This is a genomic window from Salicibibacter kimchii (assembly GCF_003336365.1).
Classification (GTDB): Bacteria; Bacillota; Bacilli; order Bacillales; family Marinococcaceae; genus Salicibibacter; species Salicibibacter kimchii.
On sequence record NZ_CP031092.1, the window covers coordinates 328,960 to 345,696 of the forward strand.

The 16,737-nt window shown below is 47.6% G+C and carries 16 protein-coding genes; 15 read left to right on the forward strand and 1 reads right to left on the reverse strand.

Translation table 11 applies throughout. The features are described from left to right. Nucleotides 1–144 precede the first annotated feature (144 nt). The 8 genes from DT065_RS01935 (at nucleotide 145) to DT065_RS01970 (ending at nucleotide 6,601) form a co-directional block, all read left to right on the forward strand. On the forward strand, nucleotides 145–1,413 hold the full coding sequence (locus DT065_RS01935) for a tetratricopeptide repeat protein (protein WP_114370392.1): 1,269 nt from the start codon (nucleotides 145–147) through the stop codon (nucleotides 1,411–1,413). Nucleotides 1,414–1,496: 83 nt separating this feature from the next. Continuing rightward, a complete protein-coding gene (locus tag DT065_RS01940) occupies nucleotides 1,497–1,967 on the forward strand; it encodes a YpiF family protein (protein ID WP_114370394.1) in 471 nt (156 codons plus the stop codon). Between the two features lie 208 nt (nucleotides 1,968–2,175). After that, nucleotides 2,176–2,673, forward strand: coding sequence for a Rieske (2Fe-2S) protein (locus DT065_RS01945; RefSeq protein WP_114370395.1), 498 nt, complete (start codon nucleotides 2,176–2,178; stop codon nucleotides 2,671–2,673). A 14-nt stretch (nucleotides 2,674–2,687) separates the two neighbouring features. Beyond that, nucleotides 2,688–3,359: a menaquinol-cytochrome c reductase cytochrome b subunit gene (gene qcrB / locus DT065_RS01950; protein WP_114370398.1), complete on the forward strand. Its 672-nt coding sequence runs from the start codon at nucleotides 2,688–2,690 to the stop codon at nucleotides 3,357–3,359. A gap of 95 nt (nucleotides 3,360–3,454) precedes the next feature. Next, nucleotides 3,455–4,342, forward strand: coding sequence for a menaquinol-cytochrome c reductase cytochrome b/c subunit (locus tag DT065_RS01955; protein WP_114370400.1), 888 nt, complete (start codon nucleotides 3,455–3,457; stop codon nucleotides 4,340–4,342). A 68-nt stretch (nucleotides 4,343–4,410) separates the two neighbouring features. Continuing rightward, nucleotides 4,411–5,010 carry a DUF1405 domain-containing protein gene (locus tag DT065_RS01960; protein WP_472511544.1) on the forward strand — a complete coding sequence of 200 codons (600 nt, stop codon included), beginning with the start codon at nucleotides 4,411–4,413 and terminating at the stop codon, nucleotides 5,008–5,010. Between the two features lie 64 nt (nucleotides 5,011–5,074). Beyond that, nucleotides 5,075–5,857, forward strand: coding sequence for a sporulation protein YpjB (locus DT065_RS01965; protein WP_114370402.1), 783 nt, complete (start codon nucleotides 5,075–5,077; stop codon nucleotides 5,855–5,857). 69 nt (nucleotides 5,858–5,926) lie between these two features. Further along, entirely contained in the window at nucleotides 5,927–6,601 is a 675-nt protein-coding gene (locus DT065_RS01970) for a zinc metallopeptidase (protein ID WP_114375990.1), read from the forward strand. A 131-nt stretch (nucleotides 6,602–6,732) separates the two neighbouring features. Here DT065_RS01970 and DT065_RS01975 read toward each other — a convergent pair whose 3' ends face one another. Beyond that, entirely contained in the window at nucleotides 6,733–7,569 is an 837-nt protein-coding gene (locus DT065_RS01975) for a YitT family protein (protein WP_227002781.1), read from the reverse strand. Between the two features lie 130 nt (nucleotides 7,570–7,699). On the opposite strand from DT065_RS01975, the gene DT065_RS01980 reads away from it, so the two are divergent. The 7 genes from DT065_RS01980 to dinG all read left to right on the forward strand — a co-directional run bounded on the left by DT065_RS01980 (nucleotide 7,700) and on the right by dinG (nucleotide 16,560). After that, nucleotides 7,700–8,050: a nucleotide pyrophosphohydrolase gene (locus tag DT065_RS01980; RefSeq protein ID WP_114375992.1), complete on the forward strand. Its 351-nt coding sequence runs from the start codon at nucleotides 7,700–7,702 to the stop codon at nucleotides 8,048–8,050. Continuing rightward, complete coding sequence (dapB, locus tag DT065_RS01985; protein WP_114370405.1) at nucleotides 8,043–8,834, forward strand: 4-hydroxy-tetrahydrodipicolinate reductase; 792 nt, start codon at nucleotides 8,043–8,045, stop codon at nucleotides 8,832–8,834. The genes DT065_RS01980 and dapB overlap by 8 nt, the downstream gene beginning before the upstream one ends. A gap of 157 nt (nucleotides 8,835–8,991) precedes the next feature. Further along, the gene (gene bshA, locus DT065_RS01990) at nucleotides 8,992–10,125 is read left to right on the forward strand and encodes an N-acetyl-alpha-D-glucosaminyl L-malate synthase BshA (protein WP_114370407.1); all 1,134 of its coding nucleotides are present in this window, start codon (nucleotides 8,992–8,994) and stop codon (nucleotides 10,123–10,125) included. Next, nucleotides 10,122–11,273 (forward strand): tRNA nucleotidyltransferase/poly(A) polymerase-related protein, encoded by a 1,152-nt coding sequence (locus DT065_RS01995; protein WP_114370409.1) that lies wholly within the window; start codon nucleotides 10,122–10,124, stop codon nucleotides 11,271–11,273. Before bshA ends, DT065_RS01995 begins: the two co-directional genes overlap by 4 nt. Next, nucleotides 11,263–12,225 (forward strand): biotin--[acetyl-CoA-carboxylase] ligase, encoded by a 963-nt coding sequence (locus DT065_RS02000; protein WP_114370411.1) that lies wholly within the window; start codon nucleotides 11,263–11,265, stop codon nucleotides 12,223–12,225. The genes DT065_RS01995 and DT065_RS02000 overlap by 11 nt, the downstream gene beginning before the upstream one ends. A 268-nt stretch (nucleotides 12,226–12,493) precedes the next feature. After that, nucleotides 12,494–13,417: a pantoate--beta-alanine ligase gene (panC, locus tag DT065_RS02005; protein ID WP_227002699.1), complete on the forward strand. Its 924-nt coding sequence runs from the start codon at nucleotides 12,494–12,496 to the stop codon at nucleotides 13,415–13,417. Between the two features lie 320 nt (nucleotides 13,418–13,737). Further along, nucleotides 13,738–16,560 carry an ATP-dependent DNA helicase DinG, 3'-5' exoribonuclease type gene (gene dinG / locus DT065_RS02010; protein ID WP_160112359.1) on the forward strand — a complete coding sequence of 941 codons (2,823 nt, stop codon included), beginning with the start codon at nucleotides 13,738–13,740 and terminating at the stop codon, nucleotides 16,558–16,560. Nucleotides 16,561–16,737 lie beyond the last annotated feature (177 nt).

A 16,737-nucleotide genomic window follows, 5' to 3' on the forward strand; every position in this document is an offset into this window, starting at 1 on the left:
TAACCTTAGAGCCTATTTGGTTCGACCTGAAATGTAAGCGTTTACTCGTGATGCATTCAGGTTTTTTTTATGCTTTTCGTTTGCTATACTGAAGGGTGTTAGACACTCAAGCGAGAAGGATCTATTGCAGAGAGGGAGATTTGATTGCAGACGGAAATGGAACGGGCGCTTGATCTTCTTGAGCAAGGGGATGTGCAAAGCGGCCTGCAAAAAATAAGCCAAATTGAGAAAAGCGCCGATGATGATCAACGGTTTGAAATTGCCACTGTTTATCAATCGCTCGGCCATCCGCACGAAGTGCTCAGGATTGCCGACAAGTTATTGGCAACCTATCCGCTTGAAGGGAGCTTGTTGACCCTGAAAGCAGAAGCGGCGATTGATTTGGACCGAGAAGAAGAAGCGATTGATTTGCTTGAATCGATCGGCTCGGATGATGACGCCTTTTTGGAAGCGCAGATGCTGCTCGCTGATTTGTATCATCTCCAAGGCCTTGAAGAAGTAGCGGAACGGAAATTGTTTTTGGCACTTGAAGAGGCACCGGATGAACCGATTTTATTGGCGGGCATCGGGAGTTATTACGTAGAACAGGGGAGTTATCAAAGCGCGATTCCATACTTGAAACAAGCGCTCCAAGAAGGATTTGACCCGCGAGAATCGAATTTGCACTTGCTTTTAGCCGAGTCCTATAGTAATACGGGAGCATTTGAAACGGCAATGGATTATTACGCGCAGGCCATCGAAGAGCAAAAAGAACCGCGAGCACTGTTTGGATTCGGATTTACAGCATTGCAACTCGGTGACTATCAAACAGCCATTGAACAGCTCGAAGCTTTACGGGAGGCCGATCCTGAATACACCAGCTTGTATGCTCCTTTAATCGAGGCCTACGAGGCGAACCGGCAGTATGAAGCAGCCTTGAAAACCGTTGAAGCAGGTTTGGAAGCCGATGATTACAATGAGCATCTCTACGCCGAAGGGGGACGCTTTCATCATGCCCTCGGGGATTTGGAAAAAGCGGAAAGTTATTTGCGACAGGCAACTGCCCTTAATCCGGGAAATATGGACGCGAGCGCAAAATTGCTGGAAACATATGCGAACCAAGAGCGAAGCAACGATATAAAAAGAACGATTGAGGAGTTGCGGGAAGCAGGAGAAGAAGATCCTTTGTTCAGTTATTACGAAGGGAAGGCGCATTATATCGAAGATGAAATCGAGGAAGCCTTGCCTTTCTATGAACACGTTCCTGCATATTTGGAAACAAATAAGGAAGCATTGGAAGAGTATGGACATCTTTTGTTGGAGAACGGCAGGCAAAAAGAAGCCCTCGCTGTCCTCGTCGAAGCGTCGCGACAGCAACCTGAGAATCATGAATTGGCTATGTTCGTGGAAGAGTTACAATCCCGTGAACAATAGCATGTTTTTTCTTTTTGGACTGGCTTTTTTTAACTTACATCCGTTATAATTGAACGCGAGATGTTGAAAAAGGAGAACCTTCGATGCGATGGCAAACGACAGATATCGATACGTATCAACAATCCCAATCCTATGTGGACACGGTTCTCGTTCCGCTTTTATCTGTGTCTCTCGGTGAAGATATGAAAACCCACGTAGCGATGGGGGAATACATATCATTGGTAGCAATGGAAATGGAAAAGCAGTTTCGCGGGAGATTATTGCAACTGCCTCCGTTCGTCTATCCGCAAAAAGCCCCTCGGGAGGACCTGCTTCGGCACGTGGGCGCTTGGGCCGATGAATTGAGGGCGAACGGGAAAAATCACGTGATCTGGGTAACGTCAGACCCCGAGTGGAAAAACGATGAAGATGAACTCCCCGGCCTTTTGTTATGGTTCCCGCATTTACCCATCGAGCATATGGACAAGAAGTTACAACAAAAAACCTTGAATGATCAGATGAAAGAAATTTTGCCCCGGGTGATGAAAGAGTGGCAAAAGGAAAGCGGCATCTAAAAAAACATATACAAATAGCAATGTACAAAAGATTGACATGCTCTGAGTCGCTAGGCTATTATGTATATGTCTTAATCTTGTCCGTTTATTCGAGCGGTAGCAGCGAAAAGTTGCAAACCTAGCGACGCCGTTCAACAATATCTCGGCATCATCCATCATAGAGGGCGAAACTTTTGCAAAAGTTTTCAAGAACGTAGGGGGGAGTATCATGGAGAAAAACCACAATGTATCAAGACGACAATTTTTAACCTATGCGTTATTGGGCACGGGCGGTTTTATGGCCGCTGGTTTGATCATGCCTATGGTACGGTTTGGTGTGGATCCTATATTGCAAGCCGATGCAGAAGGGGACATGATTGACGTTGCAGGCGTAGACGAATTGACGGACATACCACAAGCCTTTGATATGGAATACGAGCAAGACCACGGGTGGCATGTCGAAACAGTGCAGGAAACAGTGTGGATCTATTTGAATGGGGATGAGATCGTTGCACTTTCCCCCATTTGTACGCACTTAGGCTGTACAGTGAACTGGGGAACGGACCCAGATAATCCCGAGCAGTTCTTTTGTCCCTGCCACTTCGGAAGGTTTGAAAGAGATGGCACGAACGTTCCCGGTACACCGCCGACGGAACCGCTTCATCGTTATGACCACGAAGTTCGCGACGGCAGAGTATTACTGGGTAATCCATCACCACAAGTCTAGGAGGGGCATTTGTCATGTTACAACGTATCTACGATTGGATCGACGATCGTATAGATGTCACCCCACTATGGCGGGACGTGGCCGATCACGAGGTGCCTGAACACGTAAACCCCGGGTACCATTTCTCGGCATTTGTGTACTGCTTCGGGGGATTGACGTTTTTTACGGTCGTCATCCAAATTCTATCCGGCATGTTTTTGACGATGTATTATGTACCAGATATCGTGAACGCACACGCGTCTGTGGAGTATTTGCAGACCGATGTGGCGTTTGGAATGATTGTACGCGGGATGCACCATTGGGGAGCCAGCGTTGTTATAGTTATGGTGTTTTTACATACGTTACGGGTATTTTTCACAGGCTCATACAAGAAACCCCGTGAAATCAACTGGGTTGTAGGTGTACTGCTATTTTTCATTATTTTAGGCCTTGGGTTCACCGGTTATTTACTTCCGTGGGATATGAAGGCTTACTTTGCCACGCAAGTCGGATTGGAGATTGCCGAAAGTGTTCCGGTTGTCGGTGATCTGATCAGCAACTTGTTGGCCGGCGGAGAATTTATCGGAGCTCAGACGCTTACGCGTTTCTTTGCCATCCACGTTTTCTTCTTGCCGGGAGCATTGCTCGGGCTCATTGCCATTCATTTTATTATGATTCGCAAACAGGGCATATCCGGGCCACTATAGGAGATTGCCCCAATAAGCTGAATGAAAAAAACCTATGATTCTCGCCGTTTAAAGGCGAGTTCTGGGTTTTCCTAAACTCTTGAGGAGGGGAACCGATGCATCGAGGAAAAGGAATGAGGTTCGTTACGGACTCCAGAATTCCGGAACGCGAACATCGCATGGAAAACATACCTAAAGATTATTCGGAATACCCCGGCAAGACAGAGGCTTTTTTCCCGAACTATTTGCTGAAGGAATGGCTTGTCGGTGCTGTATTCCTCATCGGCTTTCTCTGTTTAACGGCCGCTCATCCGGCGCCGCTTGAACGGGAAGCTGACCCCACTGATACAAGTTATATCCCATTGCCGGACTGGTTTTTCCTGTTTTTGTATCAGCTGTTAAAATATCAATATGCATCCGGTGATTTTGATGTGTTAGGGTCCGTCGTTATTCCTGGTGTCGCCTTCGGTGCTTTATTGCTGGCACCGTGGTTGGACAAAGGATCGGAGCGCAGATTATCCCAACGGCCAATTGCAACCGGGATGATGACACTCGCCATATTGAGTGTGGTTTATCTAACGTGGGAATCGGTCGATCAGCATGATTGGGCGGCCGATGCTGAACAGGCTGCATTGGACGATGACGATATCTATGAAGTCGATCAAGCGCATGAAGGTTATGAGATCTATCAGTCACAGGGTTGTATTTCCTGTCATGGGGAAAACATGGAGGGGAATCCCGGTGTCCGAGGACCTGACCTATATGAACTTCCTTATGACTCGGAAGGCGTTGCCGAAATTTCCGTACACGGGATCGGAGAAATGCCTCCGGAGATGTTTGATGGATCGGATGAAGAATTAAGAATTATGTCCGAATACGTCGCCGATGGCGGTGGTGTAAACGAAGAGCTCGAATACCTGGCCGAGGATGACGTTGATGCGGACGACGCGGAAGCTGAAGACGACGAAAACGGAGACGATGAAGATACGGAAGAAGAAGCATAAGGATGATTGAAAAAAGCTGACATAGGTCAGCTTTTTTCACATCTAGCTATGGACGGGGAGTGGCTGCTTTGCGAGTATTCATAGGTTTTTTAGCCCGCCCACCGATGCTATGGGTTTTGTTGCTCATTAATGGCGGGGGGACATTATATGGATTTTATTGGTATGAAGGGCAGCTGGCGCAAACACCTGTTTATTTTCTGCCCTTTGTGCCGGACAGTCCTACCGCCAGTTTGTTTTTCACCGGAGTGTTGGCGGCATTTCTTTTGCGCAAGAATATCGGCCTATTGGAAGCTATCGCGGCAGTCACGCTTATCAAATATGGCATTTGGGCGGTGGTGATGAATGTGGGCGCCGATCTCATGGGCGGGCCGGTAAACTGGCAAAATTACATGCTGATCGCCTCCCATCTTGGAATGGCCTTGCAAGCGGTGTTATTTTTGCCCTATTACCGCGTGAAACCCTGGCATCTCGTCGTGGTTGGGATTTGGACCGTGCATAATGATATCATTGACTACGTTTATGGGATGCACCCTTGGGTAAGCCCGGTTTTGATGCCTTATATCGATCACATCGGTTATTTTACCTTCTGGCTCGGTTTGGCTGCGATCGCTGTTGTTTACGTTTTCAATGTGCGGCACCATCGCTATCGTCTTTCTTTGCCCCGTTAACTGGTCTACTCTTGTCCTTTTTTTCATATGCTTTCGATAAGAGGACAAGGGAGGGGGCTGTTCGGTGCGAGGCTGGTTAATCATGCTTGCGGCGACGATCTTTCTCATGGGTCTCGGCGCAGAGCAGGAAGGACAAGGACATGAAGGCTGGACATACATCGATGCCGAAGCCGAAGAGATTGTTGCACTCGTTCGATCCGAAAATTATGAAGAAGGGCGGAATCGCCTACAGGCACTTGCCGATGAACTAACGGCAGCAGACTATGAGGCAATGGCATTGGATGTTCACGATATGGGCACCATTATAATGAGTTATGAGCGCTTGGAAGGTGCGTTAACGGAAGTGTCGGTGGCCGGGGATGAACGACTGACGGAGGCAATGGGTTTTTATTATGTCGTTGATGCCGTTATTCAGCCGGAAAGCCCGAAATGGAAAGAAACGAGGCACGAGGTCGAAGAGCAATTGACACAGTTACGGGAAGCGGCATCCGAAGGAGGAACTTCATTTCAGCACGCGTGGAATGATTGGAGGAAAACCTTTGAAATGATCCACCCTGCGGCAACGTTACGATTGTCGCCATCCGACCGGGAAGAAGTACGCTCTCTTGTCACGTTCATGGATGAACATAGCCACCGTCTAAAAGAGGAAAAGGAAGCGCTACCGTTTTTTGATGCGTTGGAAAAGCAAATGATCCGTTTATACGAAGGCGATAGGGAGGAAAACGACCCATCCCTCGTCACTGTTATTGCCATCGTTGGAGGTGCGATACTGTTTTCACTCTCGTACGCCGGTTGGAGGAAATACCGGGGAGAAGCAAGAAGGGGCCGCAGAAGTCGTGATCGTTGACGCATATATACAATTTCAATAAAATAGAGCTAGGGTAGGAGAAAGTGTGGAGGTGAAAATATGGATTTAATGACGCTTTTGATTTATTTTGCCCTGATTATGATTATCCCCATCTATGCGCAAACGCGTGTGAAGTCCACGTACAACAAATATTCGCAAATAGGGAACAGTACGGGAATGACAGGCGCGCAAGTGGCGACGAAAATTATGCAGGATAACGGGATTTATGATGTGAACGTCGAACCGGTAAAAGGCACACTGACGGACCATTATGATCCTCGTTCCAAGACGGTACGGTTATCAGAAGATAATTATTACGGAACGTCGTTGGCCGGAACGTCCGTGGCTGCTCACGAAGTCGGACACGTCATTCAGGATGCGGAAGATTACAGTTTCATGCGCCTGCGCTCGAAGCTTGTGCCTGTGGCGAGTTTTGGCTCAAACTCGGCGATTTTTTTGATCATTGGTGGGATGCTTCTCCAATTTAGTGGTCTGATGCTCGTCGGTATTTTCGCGATGGCCGCGGCCGTCTTGTTCCAACTCGTTACGTTGCCGGTTGAATTTAATGCCAGCAATCGGGCGATGACACAGCTGGTCTCCAGCGGTGTTATACGCAACGACGAAGAAAAGGAATCCAAAAAGGTTTTAAACGCCGCTGCCCTTACGTACGTGGCGGGTGCACTTGTTGCCGTATTGGAACTTGTTCGCTTCGTTCTCATGTATGTGATGATGAACAACGACTAATCAATGTTTGAAACATGCGCCAGGGAGCCGACGCCCCCGGCGCTTTTTTTACGGTCAGAAAATATAGGGATCGTATAAAATACACGGTAGGCTTTTTGCCATCATCATTGTGGAAAGCCAAGTTTTTCTAATCATTGCATCGGTTTTTGTTCGTCATCAAATGTAAATCCTTCTCCAGCTACATCTTGAACGTTGGAGATGGATACGAACGCTAAAGGGTCGACTTTTTCAATAATTGTTTTTAAGCGATTAATTTCATGACGGCTGACGACACAATAGAGAATTTCTTTATTCGTGCCGGTAAAAGAACCGCGTCCGCTTAGAAGGGTTGCTCCCCGGTCCATTTCGAGCAGGATTGCATCTGCAATGGCCGAGCTGTTTTCTGATATAATAAAGGCAGCCTTCCCTGAGTAAGCACCTTGCTGGATAAAATCGACGACCCTGGACGCGACAAATACGGCAACGAGCGTGTACATTGCCTCCCGGTAATTTAAATAGACGAGCGATGAGGTAATGACCAGCAAATCAATGATGAAGAGGGTTCGGCCAATGCTCATGCCAAAATATTTAAACGTGAGTTTGGCGATAATGTCGGCACCGCCGGTCGTACCTCCATATCGGAAAACGATCCCCAAACCCGCTCCGATAAAAACGCCTGAAAAGAGCGCGGCAAGGGTAAGGTCATCCTGAAGAGGGACGTCAACAATCCGGTAGGTTTGGAATAACCATAGAAAGAAGGAAAGCCCAAACGTTCCGATCAAAGTGTACACGAAAAGGGAACGGCCAAGAACACGATAACCAATAAAAAACATGGGAATATTGAGTACGATGTTGGAAAGCGCGGGGTCAATCGTGAAAATAAAAAAAAGGATGAGGGTGATTCCCGTAAATCCCCCGTCGGCAAGATTGTTTTCCATGTTAAAATAAACGAGTCCGAACGACATGAGCGCGGTTCCAAGCAGCATCATAATGATGCGTTTGCCGTGTTGAAAAAAATGGATCAAACCTATTCCTCCTTTGCCGTGGGGTAAGCCCATCATATTATAGGCTTTTTTAAAGGAAGGGGCAAATGTTCTAATGGAAGGAGAAGGAAAGACAATGAACGAACCAACGATGAAAGCAATGCAAGCGGAAGTGGACGCATACATAGGCCAATTTAAGGAAGGTTATTTTTCCCCGTTGGCCATGTTGGCACGTATGTCGGAAGAAGTTGGAGAGCTGGCACGTGAGGTTAATCATTACTACGGAGAAAAACCGAAAAAAAGCGATGAAAAGGAAAGAGAAATGGAAGAAGAACTCGGGGATCTCCTATTTGTTCTCATTTGTTTTGCCAACTCCCTTGATATTGATATGACGGAGAGCTTTACAAGCGTTATGCATAAGTTCAATCATAGGGATAGGAATCGTTGGACATCTATTTATGAAGGAGAGGAGCATAACAATGGCTAATCGTGAAATTCGTATTATTTTGGCGGGTCCTCGCGGGAAAATGGGCACAGCAGCCCGCGATTTGATCGCCCATACTGCACATTTTTCACTTGTTGCTTATCTAGATCATAAGCCGCAAACAGAGACTCAATTTTCGGAGGGAGACGTTCCGATCTATACGGAAGCCGACCGTTGCTTTTCCGAGGTGGACGCAGATGTATTGATTGATTTAACAACGCCGCAAGCAGCAAAAAACCATTTGGAAACCGCGCTCGATCATCATATTCGCCCGGTGGTTGGGACGACGGGGTTTACGGATGAAGAAATTGAAGAGTTAAGGGAAAAAGCAGAAACGAAATCGTTGGGTGCCATGATTGTCCCGAATTTTGCAATCGGTGCGGTGTTAATGATGAAATTTTCACAAATGGCGGCCCGATATTTTGATGATGTAGAGATTATCGAGCGACATCACGATCGCAAACTGGATGCGCCGTCAGGCACAGCTTTAAAAACGGCTAACCTCATCTCCGACGTTCGCGGGGAGAAAACACAAGGCCATCCGAATGAAAGCGAAACCCTCGAAGGTGCACGAGGTGGACAAGTGGAAGGAATGCCGATTCACAGTGTTCGTTTACCGGGGCTTGTGGCCCATCAAGAAGTGGTCTTCGGCGGCAGTGGACAAACATTAACGATAAGACACGATTCCATTGACCGCGGTTCGTTTATGCCGGGCGTGAAACTGGCAGTGGAAACGGTGATGACGACCAAAACGCTCATTTACGGGCTTGAGCAGATGATCGAGTGATCGCATGAATATTGCTTGATAGCCCATGACCGTAAGAAGGATGAACTCATGAATGTCACCATTGCTTATCGGCATATTTTTGCCGCTCATTCTCAACATACGACAGCCGTCATGAATAACAGAAAGGGAAGGAGGGGCAGGGTCCAGCCGATTTACTATGAAAGCCTTAAAAATCGGGATTACATGTTATCCTACCGTAGGCGGTTCAGGGGTTGTAGCAACCGAACTTGGCAAACGCCTGGCGGAAAAGGGGCATGAAATCCATTTTATTACGTCTAGCTTACCTTTTCGATTGGAACGAGCTTACGCGAACATTCATTTCCATGAAGTAGAAGTGAATCAATACCAAATATTTCGGTATCCCCCGTATGACTTGACATTGGCCAGTAAAATGGCCGAGGTTACTGAAATGTATGGATTGGATCTTTTGCATGTCCATTATGCCGTTCCTCATGCCGTTTCTGCTGCTCTTGCGAAAGATATGAGCGGCGGGAACGTGAAAGTGATGACGACACTCCATGGGACGGATATTACCGTGCTTGCCCATGACCCGTCCTTGCAAAATATTATCCGCTATGGGATTAACCGCTCGGATAAGGTTACGGCTGTGTCCCGCTTTCTCGTAAACCAAACGAGGGACCAACTGGATATTGCAAGACGTATGGAGGCGATTTATAATTTTGTTCCGCCTAACATTTCCGTGCCTGCCAATGCGCATGCCATACGCCAAAGGTACGGAATCAAGGACGAGGAAGATGTGATCGTACATATGTCTAATTTTCGTCCCGTGAAAAGGGTCGAAGATGTGGTGCGTGCTTTTCGTTACATACGACAGGCTAAGCCAAGCAAACTGCTTCTCATTGGCGACGGGCAAGAACGCCATTCGATTGAAAAACTTGTCGAAGCGGAAGGGCTTCAAGACGATGCTTTATTTCTCGGCAACCAAAGCAGCATTTATGAACTACTCTCTCTTGCCGATGTCATGCTTTTGCTATCGGAAAAGGAAAGCTTCGGTCTTACGGCATTGGAAGCGATGGCCGTTGGCGTTCCGGTCATCGGGACAAATATCGGAGGCCTCCCCGAGGTGGTTCGTGACGGAGAAACGGGGATGATTTGCCCGGTCTACGATTATAAAGCAGCCGCCGAGGCAGCACTCGAGCTTCTCAATGATAAAGCGATGCATCGACGAATGGCTCACGCTGCAAAGGCACGCGCGTTTTCTCAATTCAACAGTGATACGATCGTAACCAAGTATGAAAACCTGTACGCGGAAATGCTGGAGCTTCCATGAATGCCATGAACGAAAGCAAGGAATGGCAGGTGGCATTCTCTATCCTGCAAACATTGAAACGTTACGGACATGAGGCGTATATTGTCGGCGGAGCACTTCGCGATTTGCTTTTAAAAGAAGCATTCGTGGACCTTGATATCGTCACTTCAGCAACGATATGTGAATTGAAAGGTATCTTTCCCAGCGCTGTTATCATACGCACGAATATCCCGCTTCTTTCTATGCGGAAGAATGATGTACGCGTAGAAATCAGTGAATTACATGCGCGGTCGCTGATGGAGAATTTAAGGGCAAGGGATTTTACCGTAAACGCGGTCGCGTTAAATGAAAGAGGAGAGTGGATCGATCCATTTCACGGGCAGAGGGATATTGAACGCCGAGAGCTACGACTCGTCCGCGAGGATTCGATCCGGTCGGATCCTCTGCGCATACTGCGCGCATCTCGCTTGATGGCTGCGTATCACTTCATCGCGGACCCCGGTGTGGCAAAAGCTTGCCGCGCCCAGCGTGGTCACTTAAATGCAATCGCTGCCGAACGAATCGGCGAAGAATTGAACCGCCTGTTCCAAAGCCGGGATGCTGCTTATGGCATGCAGTGGCTGGACGAGCAAGGCATCCTTTCGATTTTATGTCCGGATGCCTCCGGCCTACATAAAACCCCCGTGTTTTCGCCTTTGAATAAGGTCGATACACTTACGGAAAAATGGGTGGTATTTTTTTACCTGCTCGGAGAGAAAAATGTACGCCATCGCTTGAAAAAATGGCGTTTGTCAAAAGCAATGGTAAATACAGTGCACCGCTTGTTTTTTTATACGGGAAAGCGGCTGATGGCCACCTGGGACCGGCGAACCCTTTATGGAGCCGGAGAAAAAACGGCTTTGGCTGCGGAGAAAACGGCCCACGTCCTCTCCGATTCCGTCCCCGGAGGGGAAATGAATGTCAGAAAGCTTTTGGCTGAATTACCGATTCTTAACCGGCATGAGCTGGCGGTTTCCCCGCTTGAAATCAGTGCCCATATCGAACGCGAGCCGGGGCCTTGGCTCGGGAATATGTTACGTGCATTGGAAATGGCAGTGATTGACAAGCAAGTAAAAAATGAAAAGGGTCCGTTACTTACTTGGGTAAAGGAGCGATGGGATGAAACATAATCTGTTGCAAGTGTTAGCGGAAATGAAGGACGGCTATGTTTCCGGACAGCAATTAAGCGAACGTTTGGGTGTCAGCCGGACTGCAGTGTGGAAGCATATGGAAAATCTACGCAAGGAAGGGTATGTCATTGAAGCCGTCCCCCGTAAAGGTTATCTATTGAAAGAACGCCCGGAAACATTAAGCGAAGCTGAAATTAAAGCGGGTTTATCGACGCAAAGCATCGGCCAGACCACGGTTTATCAACCGACAGTGACTTCTACGCAGACGCTTGCAAAAGAAGCGTATCGTGAAGGGACCCCTCATGGAACAGCTGCCGTTGCCAGTGAACAGACCGGAGGAAGGGGGCGAATGGAACGGCTTTGGGAATCACCGGAACAGACAAGCCTCAGTGTATCCATTGTTGTTAAACCCGACATTTCGCTTAGAGAAGCACCACAGTTAACATTAGTGGCTGCGGTTGCGGTAGCAGAAGCATTGCAGCACACGACGGAACTCCCCGTGCAAATCAAATGGCCGAACGACATTTATATAAATAACCGAAAAATTTCGGGCATTTTGACGGAAATGCAAGCGGAAGCGGACAAAATGCAAATGATGATCGTCGGAATCGGATTAAATATTAATCAAAAACAAACCCATTTTCTCGATGATCTCCGGGAAAAAGCAACGTCCTTATACGTGGAAAGCGGTAAAGAATGGTCGCGGGTACAAATCTTGCAAGCCCTGTTTATCTCTTTTGAAAAATGGTATGACATCTGGATCGAAAACGGATTTGAGGACATTCGGGAAGCGTGGGAAAAATATGCGGCCCTTTATAAGCGACCGGTAAAAGCTGTACAAGGCAACAAAACCATCGTTGGGCACATGATGGGCATTAACCGTGAAGGCGTCTTGCAATTAAAGGATGAAAACGGGAACGTCCATTCGATTTATAGCGGTGATTTGGAATAATCCGGTGGAACTAGTACTCTATTCCAGAATTTCATTTCCTTCGTCGGTCGCAGATTGATATGCCACCCTTTGAGGTACGACCCGGCGAAAATCGTCCGTCTCAAAGTGGGAAAACATCCTTTTCGGGACGGCAGCATGATCTTTATCCCTCTCAGCATGGGGTGAATCCGGTCAAAGGATCCGATAACGCTTTTGCATCGATTACCTGTAGGATTGATGAAATCAACGAAAGTGTCTGTCTGATACATGCATACCATCGGGAGGAACAGTGAGTATTGCGAACGAGAAAGAATTTCTGAGACAGACCGCTAGCGTTTACAGCCGAAAAGGAGGAACGATGATGCTTATTTGCCGAACAAAAAAAGAATGGTTGGACGGTCGCGCGCAAATGGAGGATAGAGGATCGATTGCCCTCGTGCCGACAATGGGGGCGTTGCATCAAGGGCATCTGCAGTTAGTGGAGCAAGCAAACACCGATTATGACCAAGTGGTCATGACGATTTTCGTCAATCCCTTACAGTTCGGGGAAGGGGAAGATTATGACCATTACCCGCGACAGGAAGAGGCGGATATTGAAAAAGCAAAGGCGGCAGGTGTCGACGTTCTTTGGGTACCGTCGGTGCAAGAGATTTATCCACGTGATCCGGCCGTAACCGTTAGGGTGGGAAAAATGAGCGAACGCCTTTGCGGCCGGCATCGCCCCGGCCATTTTGACGGGATGGCCACCGTAGTGATGAAGTTTTTGCAACTCGTACGTCCGAACGCTGCCTATTTCGGAAAAAAAGACAGCCAGCAGCTCGCGATTTTAACGCGCATGTGTGAGGACTTCCATTTAGACGTTACCGTTGTCGGCGGTGAAACCGTTCGCGAAGAAGATGGCCTGGCCCTTTCCTCGCGGAATGTATTTTTAAGCGAGGGCGAACGAAAAGAAGCACCGCTTTTATATGAAACTTTAAAAGAAGGCAAGGAACGGTTTCGTCAGGAAAAGATGAGTCCGGCGACCTTGGAGCGCGAAATCTTGGCCAGCCTCTCGGAACGTATCACGGCTTCCATCGATTACGTGGAGCTGTTGACATACCCGAGTCTGGAGCCGTTGCACGAGAATGACAAGGACGAACAGCTCATTTTCGCTGCTGCCGTTCGCTATCCACAAGCGCGTTTGATTGACAATGTTATTTTTGAGCGGGATTAACTTAAAACTATTACTATTCTAGTTGCGTATGTCAAACGGACTTCAAAAAGGATCTGAGAAGTGGTCATAAGTTCTAAAATCAGCAAAATCGCTGAAACGAGAACGTTAGACGTTCTCATACAATTTAAAATCAGAACGATTCAAAAAGCAGATCACAAGAAGTGGTTATTCATCGAGTCAGATCTTAAAATTTAATCTTATAATCCCAGAATTCGTACTCCAGCCAACCATGCCCTGGGAAATTGCCAGTATGACGATAATGGCGGTTTATGATAAAATATATGGGATATTGAATAGCGAAAAATGATGTGATGTATGCTATGAACTTAAATAAATCGAATAAATTCGTCGTGATTGATGTGGAAACGACGGGGAATCGGCCGCAGGACGGGGACCGGATTATCGAAATAGGTCTGGCCGTCGTATGGAATGGTGAAGTCACGAAGACGGCTTCTTCATTTGTGTCCTGCGATCAGGAAATCCCCCCATTTGTTAGCAGGCTCACCGGCATAACAAAGGATGACCTTATTGATGCCCCTTCATTTTCGGAGTTAGCGCCCCGTATTTTAGACGATTTGGACGGCGCTTGTTTGGTTGCCCATCATATTGATTTCGATTTACAATTTTTGAACAATGAGCTTGAGCGTGCCGGTTATGAATCCTTTCAAGGCAATGTGTTAGACACGGTGGAAATGGCGCGCATGCTCTATCCAACGCTTGATGGGTATCGGTTGGCTTCATTAGCCGAGCAATTTAACCTTGTGCATGATCAACCTCATCGCGCCGGGAGTGATGCCGAAGTTACGGCTCATCTTTTGCTGCTGATGAAGAAAAAACTTTATGCGTTGCCGTTTGTCACGTTGCAACAGTTGGAAGCCTGTACCACTGATACGTTTAGCGGGATGCAATTATGTATATATGAAGCGATGAAAACGGTGAGAACAAGTCATCATAAAAATGACAGCTCTTATGCCATTTATCGAGACTTCGCTTTGAAAAAGCCACAGGCAAACAATCGAACACAAGCAAAGGTGTCGATCCCGTTTCATGCCGAGCATTTTTTCGGAAAGGACGGTGCGCTGTCTAGTATCTCTCCCTCTTTCGAACATCGTAACGGCCAAGTGGATATGGCCGAAAACGTGCATGCTTGTTTTGAGGACGGAAAACACCTTATCGTAGAGGCTGCAACTGGCACGGGGAAAACGCTTGCTTACTTGTATCCCGCCGTTTACAAAAGCAGGGAGAACGAGGCTCCGGTCGTGATTGCAACGGAAACCGTTGCCCTGCAACAACAAATCAAGGATCGGGATGTGCCTTTATTGGAAAAAGGGTTGGGTCTCCCAATTGAAGCGGCGGTTCTAAAGGGTCGGAGCCATTATTTATGTTTACAAAAGTTCGCGCATTTTTTGGAGCAGATAAGAGGGGCGAGACAAGCATCTTACGACGAACAATTAAGTGTCGCTCAACTGTTGATTTGGCTGACAGAAACAGAAACCGGGGATGTGGAGGAACTTAATTTGCCAAACGGGGGATATGCCCTGTGGGAAGAATTAAAAAGTGATCCGGAATCTTGCACACATTCGAATTGTACTTTTTTCTCCCGTTGTTATTATCCGCGGGCCAGGGACAACGCCAGGCAGGCTGATCTTATTATTACGAATCATGCCCTCTTGCTCACGGATCATTTTCAGGAAACGAGTACGCTCCCTTCCTACGAGCATTTGGTCGTGGATGAAGCTCATCATTTGGAAGAAGCTGCCGGCCGTCACTTGGGAGCAAGCATGAGTTACCAACATTTCATGCGTTTGTACAATCAATTTGGGGTACAGGAAAACGCCGGTTTATTTGCCAATATTTCCGTTGTAATTGATAGGCATCCGACCGCGGTTTCTGCCGATTGGCCGAACGAACGCAAACAAGAATTGCAATCGTTACACTATGAGTGGAATCAATTGTTTAATGCTTTGCAAACGGCGATTGTAAAAAAAGACAAACGCACACGGCAAAAAAGCGAAGGATATCTCCCCGAAGACGTGGTCGATACCAATGTATTTGATGCTTGGAAGCGGGTGGAGGCAGGGGGAAAAGATGTCATTCGTGCCTGGCGTTCCATCACTCGTACATTAAAAAAAGAGGCACTCACGCCCGCGGAAGAAACGTTGCTGCAAAAAGTGAACACCCTCTGCAATGACTTGGAAGAAGCACAATCGATACTTGCATCTTTGCTAACTTCTGTTGAAAATGAAGTGTATTGGGCAGAGAGCGATGCCAATAAGCGACCGGACCGTCTGCGGTTGTACCGAAGGCCGATTAATATTAGCGAGCAGCTCTCCGGGAAATTTTTTTCAAACACGAAAAGCATTATACTCACCTCGGCGACGCTTACCGTGAAAGGTTCTTTCCAATATACGATCGACCAACTCGGGTTAACGGACACCCAGCCGAAATGTTTGCAACTTTCTTCTCCATTTCAGTATGAGAAGCAAGCACAGTTGCTTGTTCCGGAAGATTTTCCGGAGATACGTCAGGATGGAGAGGAACGTTTTACAGAAGCAGTGGCCCAATTTCTTCGTTCCCTCACGTCGAGTGTCAACGGCCGGATACTCGTTCTGTGCACCTCTCATCAAATGGTAAAAGCAGTGTCCCGGATGATGAAGCCGCATATGCAGCGTTTGAATTATTCCCTTTTTGCTCAAGGCGTGAATGGGGATAACCGTTCCAAACTTGTGAAACAGTTCCGTAACCAGGAGCGGTCGATATTAATGGGAACGACGACATTCTGGGAAGGCATCGACTTACCCGGGGAAGACGTAAGGGCACTCATCATCGTACGTTTGCCTTTCGCACCGCCGGATGACCCGGTATACATGGCAAAAGCGAAGCAGATCGAAGCGAGTGGAGGCAGTGCATTTAGCCGACTTGCCTTGCCGCGGGCGGTTCTTCGCTTCAAACAAGGGTTCGGACGTTTGATTCGTACAAAAAGAGACCGTGGGCTCATCTTTGTTTTAGACAAGCGCATTATCCAGGCCCGTTATGGAAAGGTTTTTTTGCGTTCCTTGCCTACATTGCCGAGTGTTTTCGCCCCCTCTAAAGAATTGCTTGCACGCGCTGACGAATTTTTCCACGATGGGAAGCGCCCGTAAAACTCCCGCTTCAACCCCGTAAGCGAAGAGATTACGGCGACTAACACCCGGATTTCGACGTACAGGAGGTACTAGTGCCGGGTATTGCCACAGGACGTGGCGGTCTTTGCCGGCGTACCTTAAAGTCAGAGGAAACCCACCTCTGATGGAAGTTTCACTTTACCAGCAGGAGGACGA

What these genes read in the sequence shown, in the direction of transcription:
- DT065_RS01940 (WP_114370394.1), top strand. Translation starts at nt 1,497, where the DNA reads ATGCGATGGCAAACGACAGATATCGATACGTATCAACAATCCCAATCC.
- DT065_RS01945 (WP_114370395.1), top strand. Translation starts at nt 2,176, where the DNA reads ATGGAGAAAAACCACAATGTATCAAGACGACAATTTTTAACCTATGCG.
- qcrB (WP_114370398.1), top strand. Translation starts at nt 2,688, where the DNA reads ATGTTACAACGTATCTACGATTGGATCGACGATCGTATAGATGTCACC.
- DT065_RS01955 (WP_114370400.1), top strand. Translation starts at nt 3,455, where the DNA reads ATGCATCGAGGAAAAGGAATGAGGTTCGTTACGGACTCCAGAATTCCG.
- DT065_RS01970 (WP_114375990.1), top strand. Translation starts at nt 5,927, where the DNA reads ATGACGCTTTTGATTTATTTTGCCCTGATTATGATTATCCCCATCTAT.
- DT065_RS01975 (WP_227002781.1), bottom strand. Translation starts at nt 7,569, where the DNA reads ATGATGCTGCTTGGAACCGCGCTCATGTCGTTCGGACTCGTTTATTTT.
- DT065_RS01980 (WP_114375992.1), top strand. Translation starts at nt 7,700, where the DNA reads ATGAACGAACCAACGATGAAAGCAATGCAAGCGGAAGTGGACGCATAC.
- dapB (WP_114370405.1), top strand. Translation starts at nt 8,043, where the DNA reads ATGGCTAATCGTGAAATTCGTATTATTTTGGCGGGTCCTCGCGGGAAA.
- bshA (WP_114370407.1), top strand. Translation starts at nt 8,992, where the DNA reads ATGAAAGCCTTAAAAATCGGGATTACATGTTATCCTACCGTAGGCGGT.
- DT065_RS01995 (WP_114370409.1), top strand. Translation starts at nt 10,122, where the DNA reads ATGAATGCCATGAACGAAAGCAAGGAATGGCAGGTGGCATTCTCTATC.
- DT065_RS02000 (WP_114370411.1), top strand. Translation starts at nt 11,263, where the DNA reads ATGAAACATAATCTGTTGCAAGTGTTAGCGGAAATGAAGGACGGCTAT.
- dinG (WP_160112359.1), top strand. Translation starts at nt 13,738, where the DNA reads ATGAACTTAAATAAATCGAATAAATTCGTCGTGATTGATGTGGAAACG.